General features: G+C 64.1%; 19 protein-coding genes. 15 read left to right on the plus strand and 4 right to left on the minus strand.

All coding sequences use genetic code 11. From position 1 onward, the window contains the following. The first annotated feature begins 163 nt into the window (after positions 1-163). The 5 genes from parC (at position 164) to QXZ85_RS31370 (ending at position 6,417) form a co-directional block, all read left to right on the plus strand. Positions 164-2,416, plus strand: a complete 2,253-nt coding sequence (gene parC / locus QXZ85_RS31350) for a DNA topoisomerase IV subunit A (RefSeq protein WP_315703356.1) — start codon at positions 164-166, stop codon at positions 2,414-2,416. 87 nt (positions 2,417-2,503) lie between these two features. Then, a complete protein-coding gene (locus QXZ85_RS31355; RefSeq protein WP_315703357.1) occupies positions 2,504-3,448 on the plus strand; it encodes a cation diffusion facilitator family transporter in 945 nt (314 codons plus the stop codon). Positions 3,449-3,629: 181 nt separating this feature from the next. Continuing rightward, entirely contained in the window at positions 3,630-4,613 is a 984-nt protein-coding gene (gene dmeF / locus QXZ85_RS31360; RefSeq protein WP_315703358.1) for a CDF family Co(II)/Ni(II) efflux transporter DmeF, read from the plus strand. 29 nt (positions 4,614-4,642) lie between these two features. Next, on the plus strand, positions 4,643-5,923 hold the full coding sequence (locus QXZ85_RS31365) for an adenylate/guanylate cyclase domain-containing protein (RefSeq protein WP_315703359.1): 1,281 nt from the start codon (positions 4,643-4,645) through the stop codon (positions 5,921-5,923). Positions 5,924-5,982: 59 nt separating this feature from the next. Continuing rightward, positions 5,983-6,417 (plus strand): universal stress protein, encoded by a 435-nt coding sequence (locus tag QXZ85_RS31370; protein WP_315703360.1) that lies wholly within the window; start codon positions 5,983-5,985, stop codon positions 6,415-6,417. Here the strand turns inward: QXZ85_RS31370 and QXZ85_RS31375 are convergent. Then, positions 6,414-7,643 (minus strand): MFS transporter, encoded by a 1,230-nt coding sequence (locus tag QXZ85_RS31375; protein ID WP_316175491.1) that lies wholly within the window; start codon positions 7,641-7,643, stop codon positions 6,414-6,416. The genes QXZ85_RS31370 and QXZ85_RS31375 overlap by 4 nt on opposite strands. A gap of 223 nt (positions 7,644-7,866) precedes the next feature. Here QXZ85_RS31375 and QXZ85_RS31380 point away from each other — a divergent pair, with 223 nt between their 5' ends. Beyond that, entirely contained in the window at positions 7,867-9,246 is a 1,380-nt protein-coding gene (locus QXZ85_RS31380) for an Nramp family divalent metal transporter (RefSeq protein WP_315703362.1), read from the plus strand. A 78-nt stretch (positions 9,247-9,324) separates the two neighbouring features. Here QXZ85_RS31380 and QXZ85_RS31385 read toward each other — a convergent pair whose 3' ends face one another. From QXZ85_RS31385 to hemB, 3 genes are all read right to left on the minus strand, one after another. After that, positions 9,325-10,101: an arginyltransferase gene (locus tag QXZ85_RS31385; protein WP_315703363.1), complete on the minus strand. Its 777-nt coding sequence runs from the start codon at positions 10,099-10,101 to the stop codon at positions 9,325-9,327. Between the two features lie 75 nt (positions 10,102-10,176). Beyond that, entirely contained in the window at positions 10,177-10,722 is a 546-nt protein-coding gene (locus QXZ85_RS31390) for an RDD family protein (RefSeq protein WP_315703364.1), read from the minus strand. Between the two features lie 157 nt (positions 10,723-10,879). Then, a complete protein-coding gene (gene hemB, locus QXZ85_RS31395) occupies positions 10,880-11,944 on the minus strand; it encodes a porphobilinogen synthase (protein ID WP_315703365.1) in 1,065 nt (354 codons plus the stop codon). Positions 11,945-12,151: 207 nt separating this feature from the next. Between hemB and QXZ85_RS31400 the strand changes: the two genes are divergently transcribed. The 9 genes from QXZ85_RS31400 (at position 12,152) to QXZ85_RS31440 (ending at position 18,627) form a co-directional block, all read left to right on the plus strand. After that, the gene (locus tag QXZ85_RS31400; protein ID WP_315703366.1) at positions 12,152-12,616 is read left to right on the plus strand and encodes a DUF6163 family protein; all 465 of its coding nucleotides are present in this window, start codon (positions 12,152-12,154) and stop codon (positions 12,614-12,616) included. Positions 12,617-12,999: 383 nt separating this feature from the next. After that, positions 13,000-13,509, plus strand: coding sequence for a transcriptional regulator LdtR (ldtR, locus tag QXZ85_RS31405; protein WP_315703367.1), 510 nt, complete (start codon positions 13,000-13,002; stop codon positions 13,507-13,509). 189 nt (positions 13,510-13,698) lie between these two features. Further along, a complete protein-coding gene (locus QXZ85_RS31410) occupies positions 13,699-13,926 on the plus strand; it encodes a hypothetical protein (protein ID WP_315703368.1) in 228 nt (75 codons plus the stop codon). A gap of 10 nt (positions 13,927-13,936) precedes the next feature. Next, the gene (locus QXZ85_RS31415; protein ID WP_315703369.1) at positions 13,937-14,158 is read left to right on the plus strand and encodes a hypothetical protein; all 222 of its coding nucleotides are present in this window, start codon (positions 13,937-13,939) and stop codon (positions 14,156-14,158) included. 89 nt (positions 14,159-14,247) lie between these two features. Beyond that, positions 14,248-14,706, plus strand: coding sequence for a hypothetical protein (locus QXZ85_RS31420; RefSeq protein WP_315745433.1), 459 nt, complete (start codon positions 14,248-14,250; stop codon positions 14,704-14,706). Between the two features lie 204 nt (positions 14,707-14,910). Continuing rightward, complete coding sequence (glyA, locus tag QXZ85_RS31425; protein WP_315703371.1) at positions 14,911-16,215, plus strand: serine hydroxymethyltransferase; 1,305 nt, start codon at positions 14,911-14,913, stop codon at positions 16,213-16,215. Positions 16,216-16,387: 172 nt separating this feature from the next. Continuing rightward, positions 16,388-16,873, plus strand: a complete 486-nt coding sequence (nrdR, locus tag QXZ85_RS31430; RefSeq protein WP_315703372.1) for a transcriptional regulator NrdR — start codon at positions 16,388-16,390, stop codon at positions 16,871-16,873. Further along, positions 16,870-18,018: a bifunctional diaminohydroxyphosphoribosylaminopyrimidine deaminase/5-amino-6-(5-phosphoribosylamino)uracil reductase RibD gene (gene ribD / locus QXZ85_RS31435; protein ID WP_315762984.1), complete on the plus strand. Its 1,149-nt coding sequence runs from the start codon at positions 16,870-16,872 to the stop codon at positions 18,016-18,018. The genes nrdR and ribD overlap by 4 nt, the downstream gene beginning before the upstream one ends. Continuing rightward, a complete protein-coding gene (locus QXZ85_RS31440; protein WP_315703374.1) occupies positions 18,019-18,627 on the plus strand; it encodes a riboflavin synthase in 609 nt (202 codons plus the stop codon). It begins immediately after the preceding gene. Positions 18,628-18,663: the final 36 nt, after the last annotated feature.

Below are 18,663 nucleotides of genomic sequence, written 5' to 3' on the forward strand. Positions count from 1 at the left end.
CAAACGGCCCACGCGGGCCAGAGGCGGCGTCAGCGGGGCTTTTTGAGTTCCCAAGGACCCGGGCGCGCGACATTGCACCGCGCCGTCCGATCGCCTAAAGCGTGATCCAAGGTTGATCAAAAAGGCTCATTCGACGAGCTAACCCACTGAAAACGTAGAGCTAATGGGCAAGAAACTGATTCCGCCGGAACCGGCCGACATCCATGAAGTGCCGCTGCGCGAGGCGCTGGAAGAGCGCTATCTCGCCTATGCGCTCTCGACCATCATGCACCGCGCGCTGCCCGACGCGCGCGACGGACTGAAGCCGGTGCACCGCCGCATCCTCTATGGGATGCGGCTCTTGCGGCTCGATCCGGGGACCGCGTTCAAGAAGTCGGCCAAAATCGTCGGCGACGTGATGGGTTCGTTCCATCCGCATGGCGACCAGGCGATCTACGACGCGATGGTCCGTCTCGCCCAGGATTTCTCCTCGCGCTATCCGCTGGTCGACGGCCAGGGCAATTTCGGCAATATCGACGGCGATAACCCCGCGGCCTACCGCTACACCGAAGCGCGGATGACCGATGTCGCGCGGCTTCTGCTCGAGGGCATCGACGAGGACGGGGTCGAGTTTCGTCCGAATTATGATGGCCAGTCCAAGGAGCCGGTGGTCCTGCCCGGCGGCTTCCCGAACCTGCTCGCCAACGGCGCGCAGGGCATCGCGGTCGGCATGGCGACCTCGATCCCGCCGCATAATGCCGCCGAGCTTTGCGACGCCGCGCTGCATCTGATCGAGAAGCCCGAGGCCAAGTCGCGCGCGCTGCTGCGCTGGGTCAAGGGCCCGGACTTCCCCACCGGCGGCACCGTGATCGATTCCAAGGAGTCGATCATCGAGGCCTACACCACCGGCCGCGGCTCGTTCCGCGTCCGCGCCAAGTGGACCCAGGAAGAGGGCAACCGCGGCACCTGGATCGTCGTCATCACCGAGATTCCGTATCTCGTGCAGAAGTCGCGCCTGGTCGAGAAGATCGCCGAGCTGCTCAACGAGAAGAAGCTGCCGCTGGTCGGCGACGTCAGGGACGAGTCGGCTGAGGACGTCCGGCTCGTCATCGAGCCGAAGTCGAAGAACGTCGACCCGGCGCTGATGATGGAATCGCTGTTCCGGCTCACCGATCTCGAGAGCAAGATCCCACTGAACCTCAACGTGCTGGTGAAGGGCCGCATCCCCAAGGTGGTGGGCCTGGCCGAATGCCTGCGCGAATGGCTCGACCATTTGCGCGACGTGCTGCTGCGGCGCTCGAACTACCGCAAGAAGCAGATCGAGAACCGGCTGGAGATCCTCGGCGGCTACCTGATCGCCTATCTCAACATCGACGAGGTGATCCGGATCATCCGCACCGAGGACGAGCCGAAGCCGGTGCTGATGAAGACCTTCAAGCTCAGCGAGGTGCAGGCCGAGGCCATCCTCAACATGCGCCTGCGCAGCTTGCGCAAGCTCGAGGAAATGGAGATCCGCACCGAGGACAAGGAGCTTCGCAAGGAGCTGAAGGGCATCAACTCGCTGCTGGCATCCGAGACCGAGCAATGGGCCAAGGTCGGTGAGCAGGTGAAGACGGTGCGCGAGATGTTCGGGCCGAAGACCCCACTCGGCAAGCGCCGCACCAATTTCGCCGACGCGCCCGAGCATGATCTCGCCGCGATCGAGGAGGCTTTCGTCGAGCGCGAGCCGGTGACGGTCGTGGTGTCGGAAAAGGGCTGGGTGCGCACCCTCAAGGGCCATGTGGAGGATCTCTCCAATCTCGCCTTCAAAACCGACGACCAGCTCGGCCAATCCTTTTTCGCCGAAAGCACCTCGAAACTGCTGCTGTTTGCGAGCAGCGGCAAATTCTACTCACTCGATGTCGCCAAGCTGCCGGGCGGCCGCGGGCATGGCGAGCCGATCCGCATGTTCATCGATCTCGATCAGGACGCCTCGATCGTGTCGATGTTCGTCAACAAGGGCGGCCGCAAATTCCTGGTGGCGAGCTCCGATGGCCAGGGCTTCGTCGTCACCGAGGAGGATTGCGTCGGCACCACCCGCAAGGGCAAGCAGGTGTTGAACGTGACGGCGCCGGCGGAGGCGCGCGCGATCACCACGGTCGCCGGCGACCAGGTCGCCGTCATCGGCACCAACCACAAGATGGTGATCTTCCCGCTCGATCAGGTGCCGGAGATGGCGCGCGGCCGCGGCGTCCGGTTGCAGAAATACACCAGCGCGCAGCTGTCCGACGTCGCGACCTTCGACCAGAAGGAAGGGCTCGGCTGGAAGGACTCGGCGGGCCGCGACCAGGGCCTTTCCTGGAAGGATCTGGCCGACTTCCGCGGCAACCGCGCCGATGCCGGCCGCATCGCGCAGGGCCTGCCGAAGTCGAACAAGTTCAGCCGGCCGATCGAGTAGCGAGGTAATAGTATCCGTCCGGCGTCGGCCTATATGCTTGAGCGAAAGCGATCGCGCGGTTGCTGTCGCTGATCGGGGCGAGCTCGGATGGCGCATTCTCATTCCGGCGATCATTCCCATGGCCACTCCCATGCGCACGGCCATGCCGGCCACAGCCATGCGCCGGCGAGTTTCGGCGCGGCGTTTGCGATCGGCGTGGCGCTCAATACCGCCTTCGTCATTGCCGAGCTCGTTTTCGGCTATGCCGCGCATTCGCTGGCGCTGATCTCGGACGCGGTCCACAATCTGTCCGACGTGATGTCGCTGCTGCTCGCCTGGGGGGCGCTTTGGCTCGCGCAGAAGCGGCCGACCGACCGGCACACTTACGGGTACAGGCGGGCCTCGATTCTCGCCGCGCTCGTCAATGCCGGCCTCCTGCTCCTCGTGGTCGGCGGCATTGCGGTCGAGGCCATCGACCGGCTGCAAAGCCCGACACAGGTCGCGGGCGCGACCGTGCTATGGGTGGCCAGCCTCGGCATCGTCATCAACGGCGCCACCGCGCTGCTGTTCATGCGCGGCCGGCATGACGATCTCAACATCCGCGGCGCCTATCTGCACATGGCCGCCGACGCCGGCGTGTCCTTTGGCGTGGTGGTTGCCGCCATCATCACCATGGCGACCGGCTGGCTCTGGGTCGATCCGGTGGTCAGCCTTCTGATTGCGGCCGTGGTGCTGGTGAGCGGCTGGGAGCTGGCGCGCGACAGCGTCAATCTGGCGCTCGATGCTGTTCCCCGCGACATCCAACTGCCGGCAGTCCGGGATTATCTTGCCTCGCTCGAGGGCGTCAGCGAGGTCCACGACCTGCACATCTGGGCGATGAGCACCAACGAAACCGCATTGACGGCCCATCTCGTCCGGTGCGGCGGCGCCGACGATGACTTTCTGCACAGGGTTTGTGGGGAACTGTCGCACCGCTTCAACATCCAGCATCCGACCCTGCAGATCGAGACCGATGGTTGCGCCTGCAAGCTCGCCCCGGCGCATGTGGTGTAGAGCGGTGGCCCGGCGAGCCCCCGGAAATCCGAGCACGACGGCCACGGTGCCGATGCCGAGCGGCGGCAGCGGGTCGGAATCCAAGTTCTGTCGTGATAATGTCAACGGCCGTGTCTGTAGTCGACGCCGGACGCCGTGGCCATGCATATGCCGGTGCGGGATAGGCTGAGGGAGAGCGAGAATGCCGTCACATGCGGATCAGTGGGCGCATGATCATGTGTTTCTGGGGGCGCAGCATGAGCGCAACGAGCGCCGCACCTGGTTCGTGGTCGCGCTGACGCTCGCGATGATGATCGGCGAGATCGTCGCCGGCTCGCTGTTCGGCTCGATGGCGCTGCTGGCCGACGGCTGGCACATGGGGACCCACGCGGCAGCGCTCGGGATCGCCGGGCTTGCTTACCTGTTTGCGCGCCGCTACGCGCGCAATCCGCAGTTCACATTCGGCACCGGAAAATTCGGGGAACTCGCCGCCTTCTCCAGCGCCATCATCCTGCTGCTGATCGCGATCCAGATCGCCTATGAGAGCGTGCTCCGTTTGATCAACCCGGTTCCGATCGCCTATGGCGAGGCCGTGGCGGTAGCGGCACTGGGGTTGGTGGTCAATCTCGCCAGCGCCTGGCTGCTGGCTGATAGCCATGATCATCATCATCACGGTCATGGCCACGAACACGTCCATCGTCACGAGCACCATGATGATGACGACGATCACGATCATCATCACCACCATCATGGTCACCACCACGACAACAACCTGCGCGCGGCCTATGTCCATGTGCTGGCCGATGCCGCGACCTCTGTGCTGGCGATCGCTGCGCTTCTGGTCGGGATGTATTCGGGGTGGGCCTGGGCGGATGCCGTCGTCGGCGTGATCGGCAGCGCCGTCATTGCGAGCTGGGCCTATGGGCTGATCCGCGACGCCGGTGCGGTGCTGCTCGACGTCAATGCCGACCGGCGGCTCGAGGCAACCATCCGCGCGCGGCTGGAGGCCGGCGGCGACCATGTCACGGATCTGCATCTGTGGCAGCTCGGTCCGGGGCACCGGGGCGTCGTCGTCTCGCTGGTCTCCGACAATCCCCTGGCACCGGCGACCTACAAGCAACGTCTGCGCGACTTGACCACGCTGAGCCATGTCACGGTGGAGGTCGAGCATGGACTGCGGCGCTGAACGCGAAAGATAGAAGTAAAAGACCGAAGATGGATATCTCCGACCGCCTCGTGCTGATCAATTGGCTGGTGGGGCAGAGCCTCTCCGGGGTGCCGGAGAAAGACATTCTGCGCGGCTTCTGCGAGCGCTGCCGGCAGGGTGGAATCGAGCTGTCCCGCGGGATGATCTTCATCGATACGCTGCATCCGATCTTTGAGGGACGTGGCTTTCGCTGGAACGATCGGCCGACCAATGAAAGCGATACGTTCGAGTATGGATCGACCAGCGAGGGCGAAGCGGCCAACAATTGGAAGCGTTCGACCTTTCACTACATGCTGGAGAAGGGCCACGACGAGTTCAGCATCGATCTCACGAATTGTGCCCATCTGGATTTTTCGCTGATCCATGAGTTCGCAGAGAAGGGCCACCAGCATTTCCTCTCCTTCGTGCACCGCTTCGGCGAGGCCGGCACCCTCGGCCAGATGGATTGCTTCTACTCCTGCTGGCTGACCCGGCGCATCGGCGGCTTCGCGGAAACGCAGGTCGAAGCGCTGCGCGACCTCGTGCCCGTGCTCGGCCTTGCCATCAAGTCTGCGCAGCAGGTCGATATCGTGCGAACGCTGGGCCGGGTCTATCTAGGCCGCGGTGCGTCCGAGCAGGTGCTCCAAGGCCAGATCTCGCGCGGTATCACCGAACGCATCAACGCCGTGCTCTGGTTCTCCGATCTGCGCGGCTCGACCGCGATCTCGGAGAGCATCTCGCCGGACGAGATCATCCCGCTGCTCAACGACTACGCCCAGGCCTCGATCGACGCGATTCACGAGGCAGGCGGTGATGTCCTGAAACTGATCGGCGATGGTGTTCTCGCGATTTTCACCGGCCAGGACATGTCCGAAGCGCGGCGGGCGGCCTTGCGTGCCGAGCACCGGTTTCGACTCAATATGACCGCTCTCAACGCCCGGCGGACACAGGAGGGGCGGCCGGTGACGTCGGCCTATGTCGGTCTGCATGTCGGCGAAGTCTTTTACGGCAATATCGGCAGCGAGGACCGGCTCGACTTCACCGTGGTCGGACCCGCGGTGAATGAGGTCAGCCGCATCGCCTCGATGTGCCGTTCGATCGATCGCGAATTGCTGGCCTCGGCGGAGTTCTGCGACGGGCTCGATGCAGAAGGCCGCCCGCACCTGGTGTCGACCGGCCGTTATGCATTGCGAGGCATCGGACGCGCGCAAGACCTCTATACGCTGGATCCTGAAATCGCCGCGAGCGAGGCGGCAGCGCGCGGCTACGAGGCCTATCTCGGAGCCGGCACTTTGAATCGGGGACCTTGAGCCAAGTCAATGCAATGGAGCGCGAACTCCGCCCAGGATCATGAGTGGGAGATCACGCTATGTATACGCACATTCTGCTGCCGACCGATGGTTCCGACCTGTCCAAAGCCGCGATGAAGCACGGGATTGCACTTGCCAAAGCGACGGGCGCGAAGATCACGGCGCTCGTGGTCTCGACGCCTCTGCACTCGTTGGTCGTCGATCCCACCGCTGCCACCAGGGCGCTGGCGCAGTACAAGGCCTTGGTCGCCGAGCAGACCGCGAAATATCTGAACCACGTCAAGGAAGACGCCGAGCGCGTAGGGGTCGCCTGCGAAACGCTGTGTGTCGAGCACGACAAGCCATACGAAGCCATCGTCGATACCGCCCGCGACCGCGACTGCGATCTGGTGGTGATGGCCTCGCATGGCCTGCGCGGCGTCTCAGCGATCCTGGGCAGCGAGACGCTGAAGGTGCTCACGCACTCGACCGTTCCGATCCTGGTCTATCGCTAGGCGGCCTGCATCTCCGGCTGGCGCGCGAGCGTCACCGCAGGCGATGTGAGGATGACCAGGGCCTGAAGGCCGAAAATGAGGGCGACGAGGTAGAGGCAGACATCGGCTCCATAGGTGCCGCCAATGATGGCGCCCAGCAACGATCCGAGCGGCCGCGCGCCATAGCTCAGGATGTTGATGGCCGAGACGCGACCGAGCAGGCTGGCCGGCGTCACCGATTGGCGCAGGGTGGTGGTCGAGATCACCCACAGAATAGGTCCCGCGCCGAGGAGAAAGAAGCTCAAGCCGGCCAGCCATGGCGACGGGACGAACGTGGTCAACGCCATCAGCAGCGCGGCGACGAAGCCGGCGACGGGCCCAAGACCGATCACGATGCCGAAGGCCAGCCGTCGCATGATCCGGGTGGCGAGCAGGGCGCCGAGGACCATGCCGGACCCGAACATCGAGAGCACGGTGCCGACCCCGGTCGCCGACAGCCCGAGTCGATGCACCGCATAGGGCACGAACACGGCCAGCAGCAGGAAATGCGCGGTGTTGAAGATGAACTGGGTGACGAAGACCGGGCGCAGCAATGGATGCCGCAGCACGAACGCGGCGCCTTCCTGGATCTCCGCTCGCGGATGCCGTCGGGGCCGCGGTGGACGGGACGGCTCCTCCACGCCGGTCAGGCAGGCCACGGCGGCGATGGACAGCGCTGCAGCGCAGGCGAAGGCCGCCGCCGCTCCGATCCAGCCCACCAGCATGCCACCGAGCGCCGGTCCCGACGCAAAGGCGATCGTGCGGGCGAGTTCGATCCGCGCATTCGCCGCAGGCAATAAAGCCGGCGTCACCAATGAAGGGACCAGCGCGGGGGCGGCGACACTGAAGACGACGGTGCCGCAGACGGCGGCAAAGCCGAGCGCCGCAAGCAAGGACAATGTGAGCGCGTTGGCCCAGATTGCCAGGAAGATGATGAGCAGGGCGAGCGCCCGCAACGCCTCGGCGGAGGCCATGAGAATTCGTCTTGAGAGACGGTCCGTCAGCAGGCCAGCCGGAATGGCAAACAGGATGAATGGAGCGGTCAGTGCGGTCTGCAACAAGCCGGACTGGCCTTCGCCGACCCCGAGCACGAGCACGGCGACGATGGGAGCGGCAGCCAGCGCAATCTGTTCGGCGGACTGCGCGGCGAGATTGGACCAGGCCAGGCGGTTGAATGTCACGGGCAGGGCGGGCGTAGAGTGGAACATTGCACGGTCCTTGAGGCGATGATGCCCGCCATTCTCGGCAAGCCGGCAACGCGCGCCCACCCGCTTTCCGATTGGGCCCTCAAGCTGCTGTGTGACGATGTCCCGTTACGCCGAACCGATCAGTTACTGGTGCTCCCCTTAAAGAGAGCCGACCGGAACGGATTGGCCTAATTGCAGTTGCAAATCAGTTGCATTAAAAAGAGTTCTGGTTCAGAATAGCAGCATGGACGCGCATCCGTCAGAATTTTCGCAAGGACATAGCGTCGCGCCGGCGGACGGCGGCCCGCTGGCGCGTGGCTGGAAGGGGGATCGTGGTGCGCCGTCGCTGGGAGAGCTGTTCGGCTCGGTGCGGACGGCGGCCAAAGGATCGCTGTGGCGCAAGTTGCTGGCGTTCCTCGGCCCCGGCTACCTTGTTGCTGTCGGTTATATGGACCCCGGCAACTGGGCGACGTCGCTCGCCGGCGGCTCAAAGTTTGGTTACACGCTGCTGTCGGTGGCGTTGCTTTCCAATCTGATGGCGATCGTGCTGCAGTCGCTCTGCACCCGCCTCGGGGTGGGCACGGGGCGCGATCTCGCGCAAGCCTGTCGCGATGCGACCCCGCGCTGGGTCTCAATTCCGCTGTGGCTGTCGGCGGAGGTCGCGATCACCGCGACCGATCTTGCGGAGGTGATCGGCACCGCGATCGGCCTCGGTCTGCTGTTCGGTATCCCGCTCGCGATCGGCGTCTGCATCACGGCGCTGGATGTGTTTCTCATCCTGGCCTTGCAGGCCTTTGGCTTCCGCTGGATCGAGGCCTTTGTCGTCGCGCTCCTCGGGGTGATTGCTGCCTGTTTCGCGGCCCAGATCGCGATGGCGCACCCGGATTGGGGCGCCGTTCTCAAGGGCTTCGTGCCGACCGGGCAGCTCTTTGCGAATTCCGAGATGCTCTATCTCGCCCTTGGCATTCTCGGCGCCACCGTGATGCCGCATAACCTCTATCTCCATTCGGGCTTGGTGCAGACGCGCGGTTATGGCGACAGCCCCGCGGAGAAGCGCGAGGCGATCACGCTGTCGACGATCGATTCTTCCATTGCACTGTGCCTTGCGTTGACCATCAACGCCTCGATCCTGATCCTGGCTGCGGCGACCTTCCACAGGAGAGGACAGCTCGAGGTTGCAGAGCTCGATCAGGCGCATTCGTTTCTCGCGCCGCTGCTGGGCTCCACGATTGCGCCGAGCCTGTTTGCGATCGCACTCCTATGCTGTGGCCTGAATTCGACGATCACCGCGACCTTGTCGGGTCAGATCGTGATGGAAGGCTTCCTCCACTGGCGGATTGCGCCGTGGCTGCGCCGGCTAATCACACGGACGATCGCGATCGTGCCGGCCGTGGTCGTCACCATCTGGGCTGGCGAGAAGGCCACCGGTCAGCTCCTGATCCTGAGCCAGGTCGTGCTCAGCCTGCAGCTGCCATTCGCCATCGTCCCACTGGTGCTGATCACGGCGAGCCGCGCCAAGATGGGCGCGTTCGTCGCGCCGCGCTGGCTGACGGCCGTTGCGAGCGCGATCGCGGTTGCGATCATCGGGCTGAATGTGAAGCTGGTCGCGGATTATTTGGGATAAGCGAAGCGAGTAGCGAATGAGGAGTAGCGAGTAGGGAAACGAACCATTCGCTACTCCCTATTCGCCAATCGGCCTGCTTCAATCCTGCGGCTCCGGCGCCGTGTGCCCTTCGGCATCCACGCGCAGCCAGCCGGCTGCGGCCAGCCGCTGCTGCGGCAGATAGCGACTCTTGTAGTCCATCTTCTGGGAGCTCTCGATCCAATAACCGAGATAGACGTAAGGCAGGCCCTGCCGTCGCGCACGGGCGATATGGTCGAGGATCATGAAGGTGCCGAGCGAGCGCGAGATCTCCGACGGATCGAAGAACGAATAGACCATGGACAGGCCGTCACTGAGCACATCGGTGAGCGCCGCCGCGACGAGCTCGCCGCCCCGTCCGTTCGGACCGTTGCTTGGATTGCGCCGGCGATATTCGATGATCCGGGTCTCGACATGGCTGTCTTCGACCATCATGGCGTAATCCAGCACCGTCATGTCGGCCATGCCGCCGTGCCGGTGCCGCTGGTCGAGATAGCTGCGGAAGATCGAATATTGCTCCGAGGTGGGGACGGCGCTGCGCTGCTCGCCGACGAGGTCGGCATTGCGGGCGAGTACCTTGCGGAAGTTGCGCGAGGCTCGGAACTCATTCGCGATCACCCGCACCGAGACGCAGGCCCGGCACTGGTCGCAGGCCGGACGATACGCGATCGACTGGCTGCGCCGAAAGCCGCCATGGGTGAGGAGGTCGTTGAGATCGGTCGCCTTGTCGCCGACCAAATGCGTGAAGACCTTCCGTTCCTGCCGCCCCGGTAGATAGGGGCAAGGCGAGGGCGCCGTCAGGTAGAATTGCGGGGTATCACGCGAATGCTGGGTCAAGGATGCTCATCAGCCTCCAAAGCGATGATCGATAGAATTGCGCTCCGGACGCTGCCGGTCAATCGGTTTGATGAGTCAATAGGTGCGGACCGGCTCAACCCGTTGCGAGCGCACCGAGGTGTTGACGATCACGGTTCCCAGAAGGAAGTCGTGCAGCAGCCGCCGGCGGCTGTTGAAGAGCCCAAGCAGAAGCACCAACGGTGACAGCACCGAAATCGAGATCCAGAAACAGACTGCATGCACGGCGCCGAGCACGAAATAGCCCGGTGCTCCGTACCAGGTGCGGAGTTCGAGATCCATGAGGCGCATGCCAATGGTGGCGGAATGCGGACCACCGATGGTGCTGCCGTAATAGACGAGCGCCCAGATCACCGATGCCGGTGAGATCAGCCAGAACAGCGCCCAGCCGAGCCCAAGGGTGATGAGGCCGAACACCGCGATGAAGATCACGGCCAGGACCACTGGAATCGCGAGCACGACCAGGTCGATCAGGAACGCGACCATGCGTCGCAACAGCACGCCGCGAAACAGCTCCGGCTGCAGAGCGGGATCAAACGCGTGAGGCCGAATATCCGGTCCGCCACCGCCCCAGCGGCTACCACCCGAGCCCGTATAGGTCATGGATTGTCCTCCCGATTGGCAAGCAGGACATGGGAACCGCCTCCGGCCTTGCAAGGGCGTGCGGCGAGATGCCGTCGCAAATATTCAGGCAATTCCGGGGCTGCGCCAGGAGCGCCGGACGGGTTCACGGTCTCCGGCAGCCTCGGGAGTTGCAGAACTACGAATTCTGCTGCCGCAGCCTTTCCGCCGCCTGTGGAGCGAAATAAGTCAGCACGCCGTCGGCGCCGGCGCGCTTGAACGCCAACAGGCTCTCCATCATCGCGCGATCGCCGTCGATCCAACCATTATTCGCGGCCGCCGCGATCATCGCGTATTCGCCGGAGACCTGATAGGCGAAGGTCGGCATCGCGAACGTGTCCTTCACGCGGCGGACGACATCGAGGTAGGGCAGGCCGGGCTTCACCATCACCATGTCGGCCCCTTCGGCGATATCCAGCTCGACCTCGCGCAGGGCCTCGTCGGAATTGGCGCTGTCCATCTGATAGGTGCGCTTGTCGCCGGTCAACGCTTTGGCCGAACCGATCGCATCGCGGAACGGACCATAGAATGCAGAGGCATATTTCGCGGCGTAGGCCATGATCTGCACGTCCTGAAAGCCGGCTTGATCGAGCGCCTGCCTGATGGCGCCGACCCGGCCGTCCATCATGTCCGACGGCGCGATGATGTCGCAGCCGGCTTCGGCCTGCACCAGCGCCTGCCTGACCAGGACCGCCACCGTCTCGTCGTTGAGGATCCGGCCATCCTTGATCAGCCCGTCATGCCCGTGGCTCGTGAAGGGATCGAGCGCGACGTCGCAGAGCACGCCGATGTCGGGGAACTCCGCTTTGATGGCACGCACGGCCTGGCAGACCAGATTGTCCGGGTTGCAGGCCTCGGACCCGTTCTCGTCGCGCAGCGAGGGATCGGTATAGGGGAACAGGGCCAGGCAGGGGATGTTCAGCTTGACCGCGCGCTCGGCGTCGCGGACGATTTCGTCGACGCTCAGCCGATCGACGCCGGGCATCGACGCGACCACGCTGCGGGTCTTCTGGCCCTCGACCACGAACAGCGGCCAGATCAGATCGTCAGTGGTCAGGACGTTTTCCCGCACCAGGCGACGGGCCCATTCGGCTTTGCGGTTGCGGCGGGGACGGATGGTCAGATCGAGGGAAGGAGCCACGGTGGTGGTGACATTGCGCGCAACGTCGCGCACTTCGATCGGACGCCCGAATTTGATCGCCATAAGAGTCTCTCTCCTGGAGGAGGTTGCCGGCCGGCTGATTTGACTTGTTGTAATTCCAAATTTCTGTAGCACCTTGACCGCGCGGCGTCACTTGACCTCGCGCAAGCTGCCCGCTCATTTTGACGCAGCAGCTCACCGATAATCGCGCGCCACGCATGACCGAAAGGGGCCACATGAAGGCCATTTGCCCGATCAGACGAGGTCTCGATGCCTGAAATTCCCACCCCGCGGGATCTGCCGCGCGATGGCGCCATGTCGGTTGCAGCGCTGTCGTCGGAGCGTCCGGACAGCGACGATAACGTCTGGACGCGGCGCCTCGTTCTGTTCCTGCGGGTGATGGCGATGCTGTCGATCGCCAAGGGGCTTTATCACTGGGCCCAGGTGACAGGCTTCATCGGGGGCGAGGACGAGGCTTTCGAGAACCAGCCCATGGCCTGGCAGGCGGCAACCGTCTATTTCGCCGTGATCGAGCTGGTCGCAGCGGTCGGGCTGTGGCTCGCCACGCCCTGGGGGGCGGTGGTCTGGCTGACCACCGTGGTCTCGATGGCGGTGATCGAGTTGATGTTCCCCGCCATCTATGGCGGCAGCCTGATCGTGGTCGGGGGCGAAGCCGTCATGCTGGCGGCCTATCTCGTGTTGGCCTGGATGGCGGCACGGGAACGTCCGCCATAGCGGCGTTAACGGTCTCGGCATCGTGAGGTTGTGCGCAATGAGCTTTGCGTCTCGATCTCGTCTCTGGGTTGCGGGTAACGTTTCGAACAGCTTAAAGTCCGTCGCCACAGCTGTTACGCGCTCCTTAGCGCGGGGCGATGCACCTGTTTTGGAATGTGACAGGGCTTGGGACAAAGCGCGAACATCACACGCTCACCGTCAATGGAGTCTTGCGTAAAGTGCTTTAATCGCTGGCTTAAAAGAGAATTCACTCTCTTAAATTCATTCTGTATTTATGCTCTTGTTTAAGCCGATATTCAAATCGGCCCCCTTAAGCTCGTTTTATCAGACGGGACAAAAGTTTCGTCGAATAAGTCGACAAAAACGACGACAGGGGAAGTGTCATGATGAAAGCCGTTGCTACGGCCGTGGAGACTGAGCGCGCGCCCCAGGGCACCGTGCAGTCGGCGTACCTGGAAGCCTTGACCTTGGTGGAGCGGCTGCACCGCCGCCTGCTCGATGTCATCAAGGACGAGTTCGATCGCCGCGGTCGCTCTGATATCAACTCGGTTCAGGCTCTGCTGCTCTACAACATCGGCGACAAGGAGCTGACCGCCGGTGAGCTGCGCACCCGCGGTTATTATCTCGGCTCCAACGTTTCGTATAACTTGAAGAAGCTGGTCGAACTCGGCTTCCTCGATCATCAGCGCTCGCGCGTCGACCGCCGCTCGGTGCGCATCCGCCTGACGCCGCAGGGCCAGGAGATCCGCAAGATCGTCGAGGCGCTGTATCAGAAGCACGTCAAGACGGTGGAGCAGGTGGGTGGCATCTCCAACGAGGAGTTCGCAACGCTCAATAAGTCGCTGCACCGGCTCGAGCGCTTCTGGACCGATCAGATCCTCTATCGGCTCTGATCGCAGTCAAACAAGGTCGGGCGGGGGCGCGCCCGCAAAGCGCCTTGCTGTACAACCTGACATGTCCCGGCGCGCCGGCTCGTGATGCGAGCCGGCGCGTTCGTCTTTTGCGTTCGCGGAAAACTCCCGTTGCGCATTGGAACCAGATCGGCGTCAGCGGGGTTGTCCCACCGCGCCGGAGGACGAACGATGCTGGTTGAACGTGGCATGCAGGCGATGAGTGCGGAGGTCGTAAGCGATGCTTATGCCATCGCTGCGAACTACTTGCGCCGCTCAGGCGGCATGCCCGACACGTTCCAGCCCAACGACCACCTGGTCGACATCATCGTTCTCCTGTTTCAACGCGGCGAGTTCAACAAGCTGAAGCTCGCCAACATGGCGATCGCAATGTTCGAGGCTGCGACGCCGCCTGACTGAAGGGGACCCCATGGAAGCTGCGATCGATCGCATCATGCACACCTACGACCTGCTCGCGAACCGTACCTCTGCGGCGAGCGAAGAGGCGCGGCGCAAGGTGGCCGACTACGTGAAGACGTTGTTCGAAGCCGGCGAGCGCGACCCACACCGGCTCACCGTGTGTGGCCTGACCTATCTGCGCCAGCTCGATGGCCGCGTCGATCCGGTGAAGGCGGGCTATACGGGGCTTTGAGCCTACCCCCACGCAAAACGATTGCATCGGCACAGACACAACCTGTATGAAGCGACCGCTTCATACAGGTTTTCGTGTTGGGGGCACCGATGCTGGGGTTGTCGCGCGCATTCTACATTCCGCTCTTGTTGATCTCGACCTGTTCCCAGAACGCGTCGCCAACTGCCGATGCCGTTGGCAACGCCACGGCCGCCGCGGAGCCGGTCCTGGTCGCAAATCCGACCAAGGTCGGCGAATGTGCGGAGAGAACGATCGCCGAGATCGCGGACCGCTCCGGGGAGAAGCTCTCGCGGAAACCGATCAAGAAGGGTGTGATCGATCCCGGCAGCTATGTTCGCTACACCAACAAGGACACGCAGGTGTCGTATGAGTGGGATGCTGCGCTTGCTGGCTCGAAAGTGGGCGACAAGGTTCGGTTCTGCCTCATCTCCATTCCGAAGGATTGTCCGCCCGGCGATGACCGGGGTCGTGTCTACGAGACCACGAATCTCCGGACCAATCAGGCCTGGAAGATGCCCGACGACCAGCACATGTGCGGCGGGGCCTGACGGCGGTTGGCGCGGCCGGAGCCTCCCAGGGCCGAGGGCTTTCAGCGCGTGCCCGTCCACCATATCTTGGCATAAATCGGAGGCCTGACCGCAACCGCTTGGCCTGACCCGGCCGGTGTGGTAATGGCGAAGAGTTCTTTCCGACCGCCTCGAGAAACCGACCGCAATCCGCTAAAGGCTTGCGGCCGCGGAGATATTTCGCCGATGACAGCCACCAGCGCCAAGCCCTCATCCGCCCCCGATTCCTTCTTCACCGCCACGCTCGCCGAGGCCGATCCGGAGATCGCGGCAGCCATCAAGGGCGAACTCGGTCGCCAGCGGCATGAGATCGAGCTGATCGCATCCGAGAACATCGTCAGCCGGGCCGTGCTGGAAGCGCAGGGCTCGGTGATGACCAACAAATATGCGGAAGGCTATCCGGGCGCGCGCTATTATGGCGGCTGCGAATGGGTCGACGTCGCCGAGAACCTCGCGATCGACCGCGCCAAGAAGCTGTTCGGCGCCAACTTCGCCAACGTGCAGCCGAACTCCGGCAGCCAGATGAACCAGGCGGTGTTCCTGGCGCTCTTGCAGCCTGGCGACACCTTCATGGGCCTCGACCTCGCGGCGGGCGGTCACCTGACCCATGGCTCGCCGGTGAACATGTCCGGCAAATGGTTCAAGGCCTCGCATTACACGGTGCGGCGCGAGGACCAACTGATCGACATGGACGCGGTCGCCAAGCAGGCCGAAGAGGTGAAGCCGAAGCTGATCATCGCCGGCGGCAGCGCCTATTCGCGCCCCTGGGACTTCAAGCGCTTCCGCGAGATCGCCGACAGCGTCGGCGCCTACTTCTTGGTCGACATGGCGCACTTCGCCGGCCTCGTCGCCGGCGGCGTCCATGCCTCGCCGGTGCCGCACGCCCATGTCGTAACCACGACGACGCACAAATCGTTGCGTGGCCCGCGCGGCGGCCTGATCCTGTGGAACGACGAGTCCCTGACCAAGAAGCTCAACTCCGCGATCTTCCCGGGCCTGCAGGGTGGCCCGCTGATGCACGTGATCGCGGCCAAGGCGGTGGCCTTTGCCGAGGCGCTGCGTCCCGAGTTCAAGGCCTACGCCAAGAACATCGTCGAGAACGCCAAGGCGCTCGCGGAGTCCCTGCGCGCCCACGGTTTCGACATCGTCTCCGGCGGCACCGACAACCATCTGATGCTGGTCGACCTGCGGCCGAAGGGCTTGAAGGGCAACGTGTCGGAGAAGGCGCTGGTCCGGGCCGGAATCACCTGCAACAAGAACGGCATCCCGTTCGATCCGGAGAAGCCCTTCGTCACCTCTGGCCTCCGTCTCGGGACGCCGGCGGCGACCACCCGTGGTTTCGGCGTCGCCGAATTCCAGGAGGTTGCCGGCCTGATCGCAGAGGTGCTGAACGCGATCGCGCAGGCGCCGGACGGCAGCGCGCCGCTGGTCGAGGCCGCCGTGAAGCAGAAGGTGAAGGCGCTGACCGATCGTTTCCCGATCTATCAGTAAGGCTCAACTGGTGCGGCGGATTTGAACTTTCCTCATCTTTGCCGCACCCGCTTGTCGGAACTTCGGATTCAAAGCCGCACGAAAATCGAAAGTCGCTAGTGCTGCTTTGATGCCGAAGTTCGCAAAAGAAGGTGGCCGCGAGACGATGCGAACTTCGGAATCGGAGCACTAGATGCGCTGCCCCAGCTGCAACAGCCTCGATACGCAGGTGAAGGACTCCCGGCCCACCGAGGACTCCTCGGTGATCCGGCGGCGGCGGGTCTGCCTCTCCTGCAACTTTCGCTTCACCACCTTCGAGCGGGTGCAGCTGCGCGAACTCACCGTGATCAAGCGCAACGGTCGCCGCGTGCCGTTCGACCGCGACAAGCTGATGCGCTCGGTGCAAATCTCCTTGCGCAAGCGCGCCGTCGATCCGGAGCGCGTGGAGAAGATGGTTTCGGCGATCGTGCGCGAGCTCGAGAGCGGCGGCGAGGCGGAGGTGTCGTCGGAGGCGATCGGCGAGATCGTGATGGAGCACCTGCGTCAGCTCGACGACGTCGCCTATGTCCGCTTCGCCTCGGTCTATCGCAATTTCCGCGAAGCCAAGGATTTCGAGGCGGTTCTCGGCGAGCTGTCTTCCGAGGACGACGCGCCGCGGCTCGCGCCGGTCCGCAAATGATCTTTCGCGTGCTGATCGACCAGGTCGGCGAGAAGCTTCGCGCGCAGAAGGAAGCCGACCGCCGCTTCATGCAACTGGCGCTGTCGCTCGGGCAGCGTGGGCTGGGCCGCACCTGGCCCAATCCGGCGGTCGGGGCCGTGGTGGTCAAGGATGGCATCATCGTCGGGCGCGGCTGGACCCAGCCCGGCGGGCGTCCGCATGCGGAGCCCGAGGCGCTCAGGCGCGCCGGCGCAGCGGCAAAAGGCGCCACGCTTTATGTGACGCTCGAACCGTGCTCGCACTTCGGAAAGTCGCCGCCCTGTGTGGATGCGGTGATTGCCGCCGGCGTCGCGCGCGTGGTGTCGGCGATCGAAGATCCCAATCCGGAGGTTGCAGGGCAGGGCCATGCGAAATTGCGCGCTGCCGGCATCCAGGTCGAGGTCGGCCTGTGTTCGGCTGACGCGGCGCGTGACCACGCCGGTCACTTCCGCCGCGTCCGCGATGGGCGCCCGCATGTCATCCTCAAGCTGGCGGTCTCCGCGGATGACAAGATCGCGGCGGCCGGCCACAAGCCGGTGGCGATTACCGGCGAATCCGCCAGGACACGCGTTCACCTGCTCCGCGCCCAATGCGATGCGATCCTGGTCGGCATCGGCACGGTGCTCGCCGACGATCCGCTTCTGACCTGCCGCTTGCCGGGCATGGCGAGCCGATCGCCCGTGCGGGTGGTGCTCGACACGGCGCTGCGCATTCCGGCAGACAGCCGGCTGATGCGGTCGGCGCGCGCGACGCCGCTCTGGCTGGCCTGCGCCGAAACGGCGGAGGCTGCGGCGGCCACTCGGCTCGGCGCGGCGGGCGCGCAGGTGATCCGGATGCCGCCTTGCCCGTCGCCCGGGCTTGACCTCGCGGCCGTCCTGCGCGCGCTCTCCGAACGCGGCGTCACCCGCCTGATGGTCGAGGGTGGCAGCCAGGTGGCATCCTCTTTCATGGCCAGCGGCCTGGTCGATGAAATCTGGCTGCTGCGCGGACCTGAGCCGATCGGGGCGGATGGGATCGCTGCGCTGAGTGCATTGCCGCTCGCCGCAATCACGCAGTCGCCGGCCTACCGGGTTCGTGCTAGCGAGACGCTCGATACCGACACCCTCACGATTTATGAGCGCACCTAAATGTTTACCGGCATTGTCACCGATGTGGGTGAGATCCTGAGCCTGACGCCGACGGCGCAGGGCCAGCTGCATCGGTTGCGCGTTGCCTGCCATTACGACCGGGCTGGGATCGCCGATGGCGCTTCGATCGCCAATAACGGCGTCTGCCTGACAGTTGTGCAATCCGGCATTGCCGATGGAAAGACCTGGTTCGAGGTCGATACCGCCGCCGAGACCCTGGCGCTGACCACGGCGAAACATTGGAAGGTCGGCACCAGGTTGAACCTGGAGCGGGCGTTGAAGATCGGCGACGAGTTGGGCGGCCATATCGTCGCCGGCCATGTCGACGGGATCGCGACCATCGTGAGCCGCGAGGATCTGCCGGACATGGCGCGCTTCGTGCTAAAGACCTCGCGCGAGCTTGCCCGTTTCATCGCGCCGAAAGGCTCGGTGACGCTCGATGGCGTGTCGCTGACGATCAACACGGTGGACGATGTGACGTTCTCGGTGCTGATCATTCCGCATACGCTCGAGGTGACCACGTTGTCGTCCTGGCAGGCAGGCACCGAGGTCAATATCGAGGTCGACCTCATGGCGCGCTACGCGGCGCGCCTGGCGGAGATGAGATAGCTTTTCCTTGGCATTGTCGGCGGCCACGCTTACAAG

Source organism: Bradyrhizobium sp. SZCCHNGR1005 (genome assembly GCF_032489995.1).
Lineage (GTDB): Bacteria > Pseudomonadota > Alphaproteobacteria > Rhizobiales > Xanthobacteraceae > Bradyrhizobium.

Excerpts from the sequence above, each read along its gene's own strand:
- QXZ85_RS31365 (WP_315703359.1), top strand. The coding sequence starts at position 4,643 with ATGGATATCTCCGACCGCCTCGTGCTGATCAATTGGCTGGTGGGGCAG.
- QXZ85_RS31375 (WP_316175491.1), bottom strand. The coding sequence starts at position 7,643 with ATGTTCCACTCTACGCCCGCCCTGCCCGTGACATTCAACCGCCTGGCC.
- QXZ85_RS31400 (WP_315703366.1), top strand. The coding sequence starts at position 12,152 with ATGCCTGAAATTCCCACCCCGCGGGATCTGCCGCGCGATGGCGCCATG.
- QXZ85_RS31355 (WP_315703357.1), top strand. The coding sequence starts at position 2,504 with ATGGCGCATTCTCATTCCGGCGATCATTCCCATGGCCACTCCCATGCG.
- QXZ85_RS31410 (WP_315703368.1), top strand. The coding sequence starts at position 13,699 with ATGCTGGTTGAACGTGGCATGCAGGCGATGAGTGCGGAGGTCGTAAGC.
- dmeF (WP_315703358.1), top strand. The coding sequence starts at position 3,630 with ATGCCGTCACATGCGGATCAGTGGGCGCATGATCATGTGTTTCTGGGG.
- ribD (WP_315762984.1), top strand. The coding sequence starts at position 16,870 with ATGATCTTTCGCGTGCTGATCGACCAGGTCGGCGAGAAGCTTCGCGCG.
- QXZ85_RS31415 (WP_315703369.1), top strand. The coding sequence starts at position 13,937 with ATGGAAGCTGCGATCGATCGCATCATGCACACCTACGACCTGCTCGCG.
- QXZ85_RS31380 (WP_315703362.1), top strand. The coding sequence starts at position 7,867 with ATGGACGCGCATCCGTCAGAATTTTCGCAAGGACATAGCGTCGCGCCG.
- parC (WP_315703356.1), top strand. The coding sequence starts at position 164 with ATGGGCAAGAAACTGATTCCGCCGGAACCGGCCGACATCCATGAAGTG.
- QXZ85_RS31390 (WP_315703364.1), bottom strand. The coding sequence starts at position 10,722 with ATGACCTATACGGGCTCGGGTGGTAGCCGCTGGGGCGGTGGCGGACCG.
- glyA (WP_315703371.1), top strand. The coding sequence starts at position 14,911 with ATGACAGCCACCAGCGCCAAGCCCTCATCCGCCCCCGATTCCTTCTTC.
- hemB (WP_315703365.1), bottom strand. The coding sequence starts at position 11,944 with ATGGCGATCAAATTCGGGCGTCCGATCGAAGTGCGCGACGTTGCGCGC.
- QXZ85_RS31420 (WP_315745433.1), top strand. The coding sequence starts at position 14,248 with ATGCTGGGGTTGTCGCGCGCATTCTACATTCCGCTCTTGTTGATCTCG.
- nrdR (WP_315703372.1), top strand. The coding sequence starts at position 16,388 with ATGCGCTGCCCCAGCTGCAACAGCCTCGATACGCAGGTGAAGGACTCC.
- QXZ85_RS31440 (WP_315703374.1), top strand. The coding sequence starts at position 18,019 with ATGTTTACCGGCATTGTCACCGATGTGGGTGAGATCCTGAGCCTGACG.
- ldtR (WP_315703367.1), top strand. The coding sequence starts at position 13,000 with ATGATGAAAGCCGTTGCTACGGCCGTGGAGACTGAGCGCGCGCCCCAG.
- QXZ85_RS31370 (WP_315703360.1), top strand. The coding sequence starts at position 5,983 with ATGTATACGCACATTCTGCTGCCGACCGATGGTTCCGACCTGTCCAAA.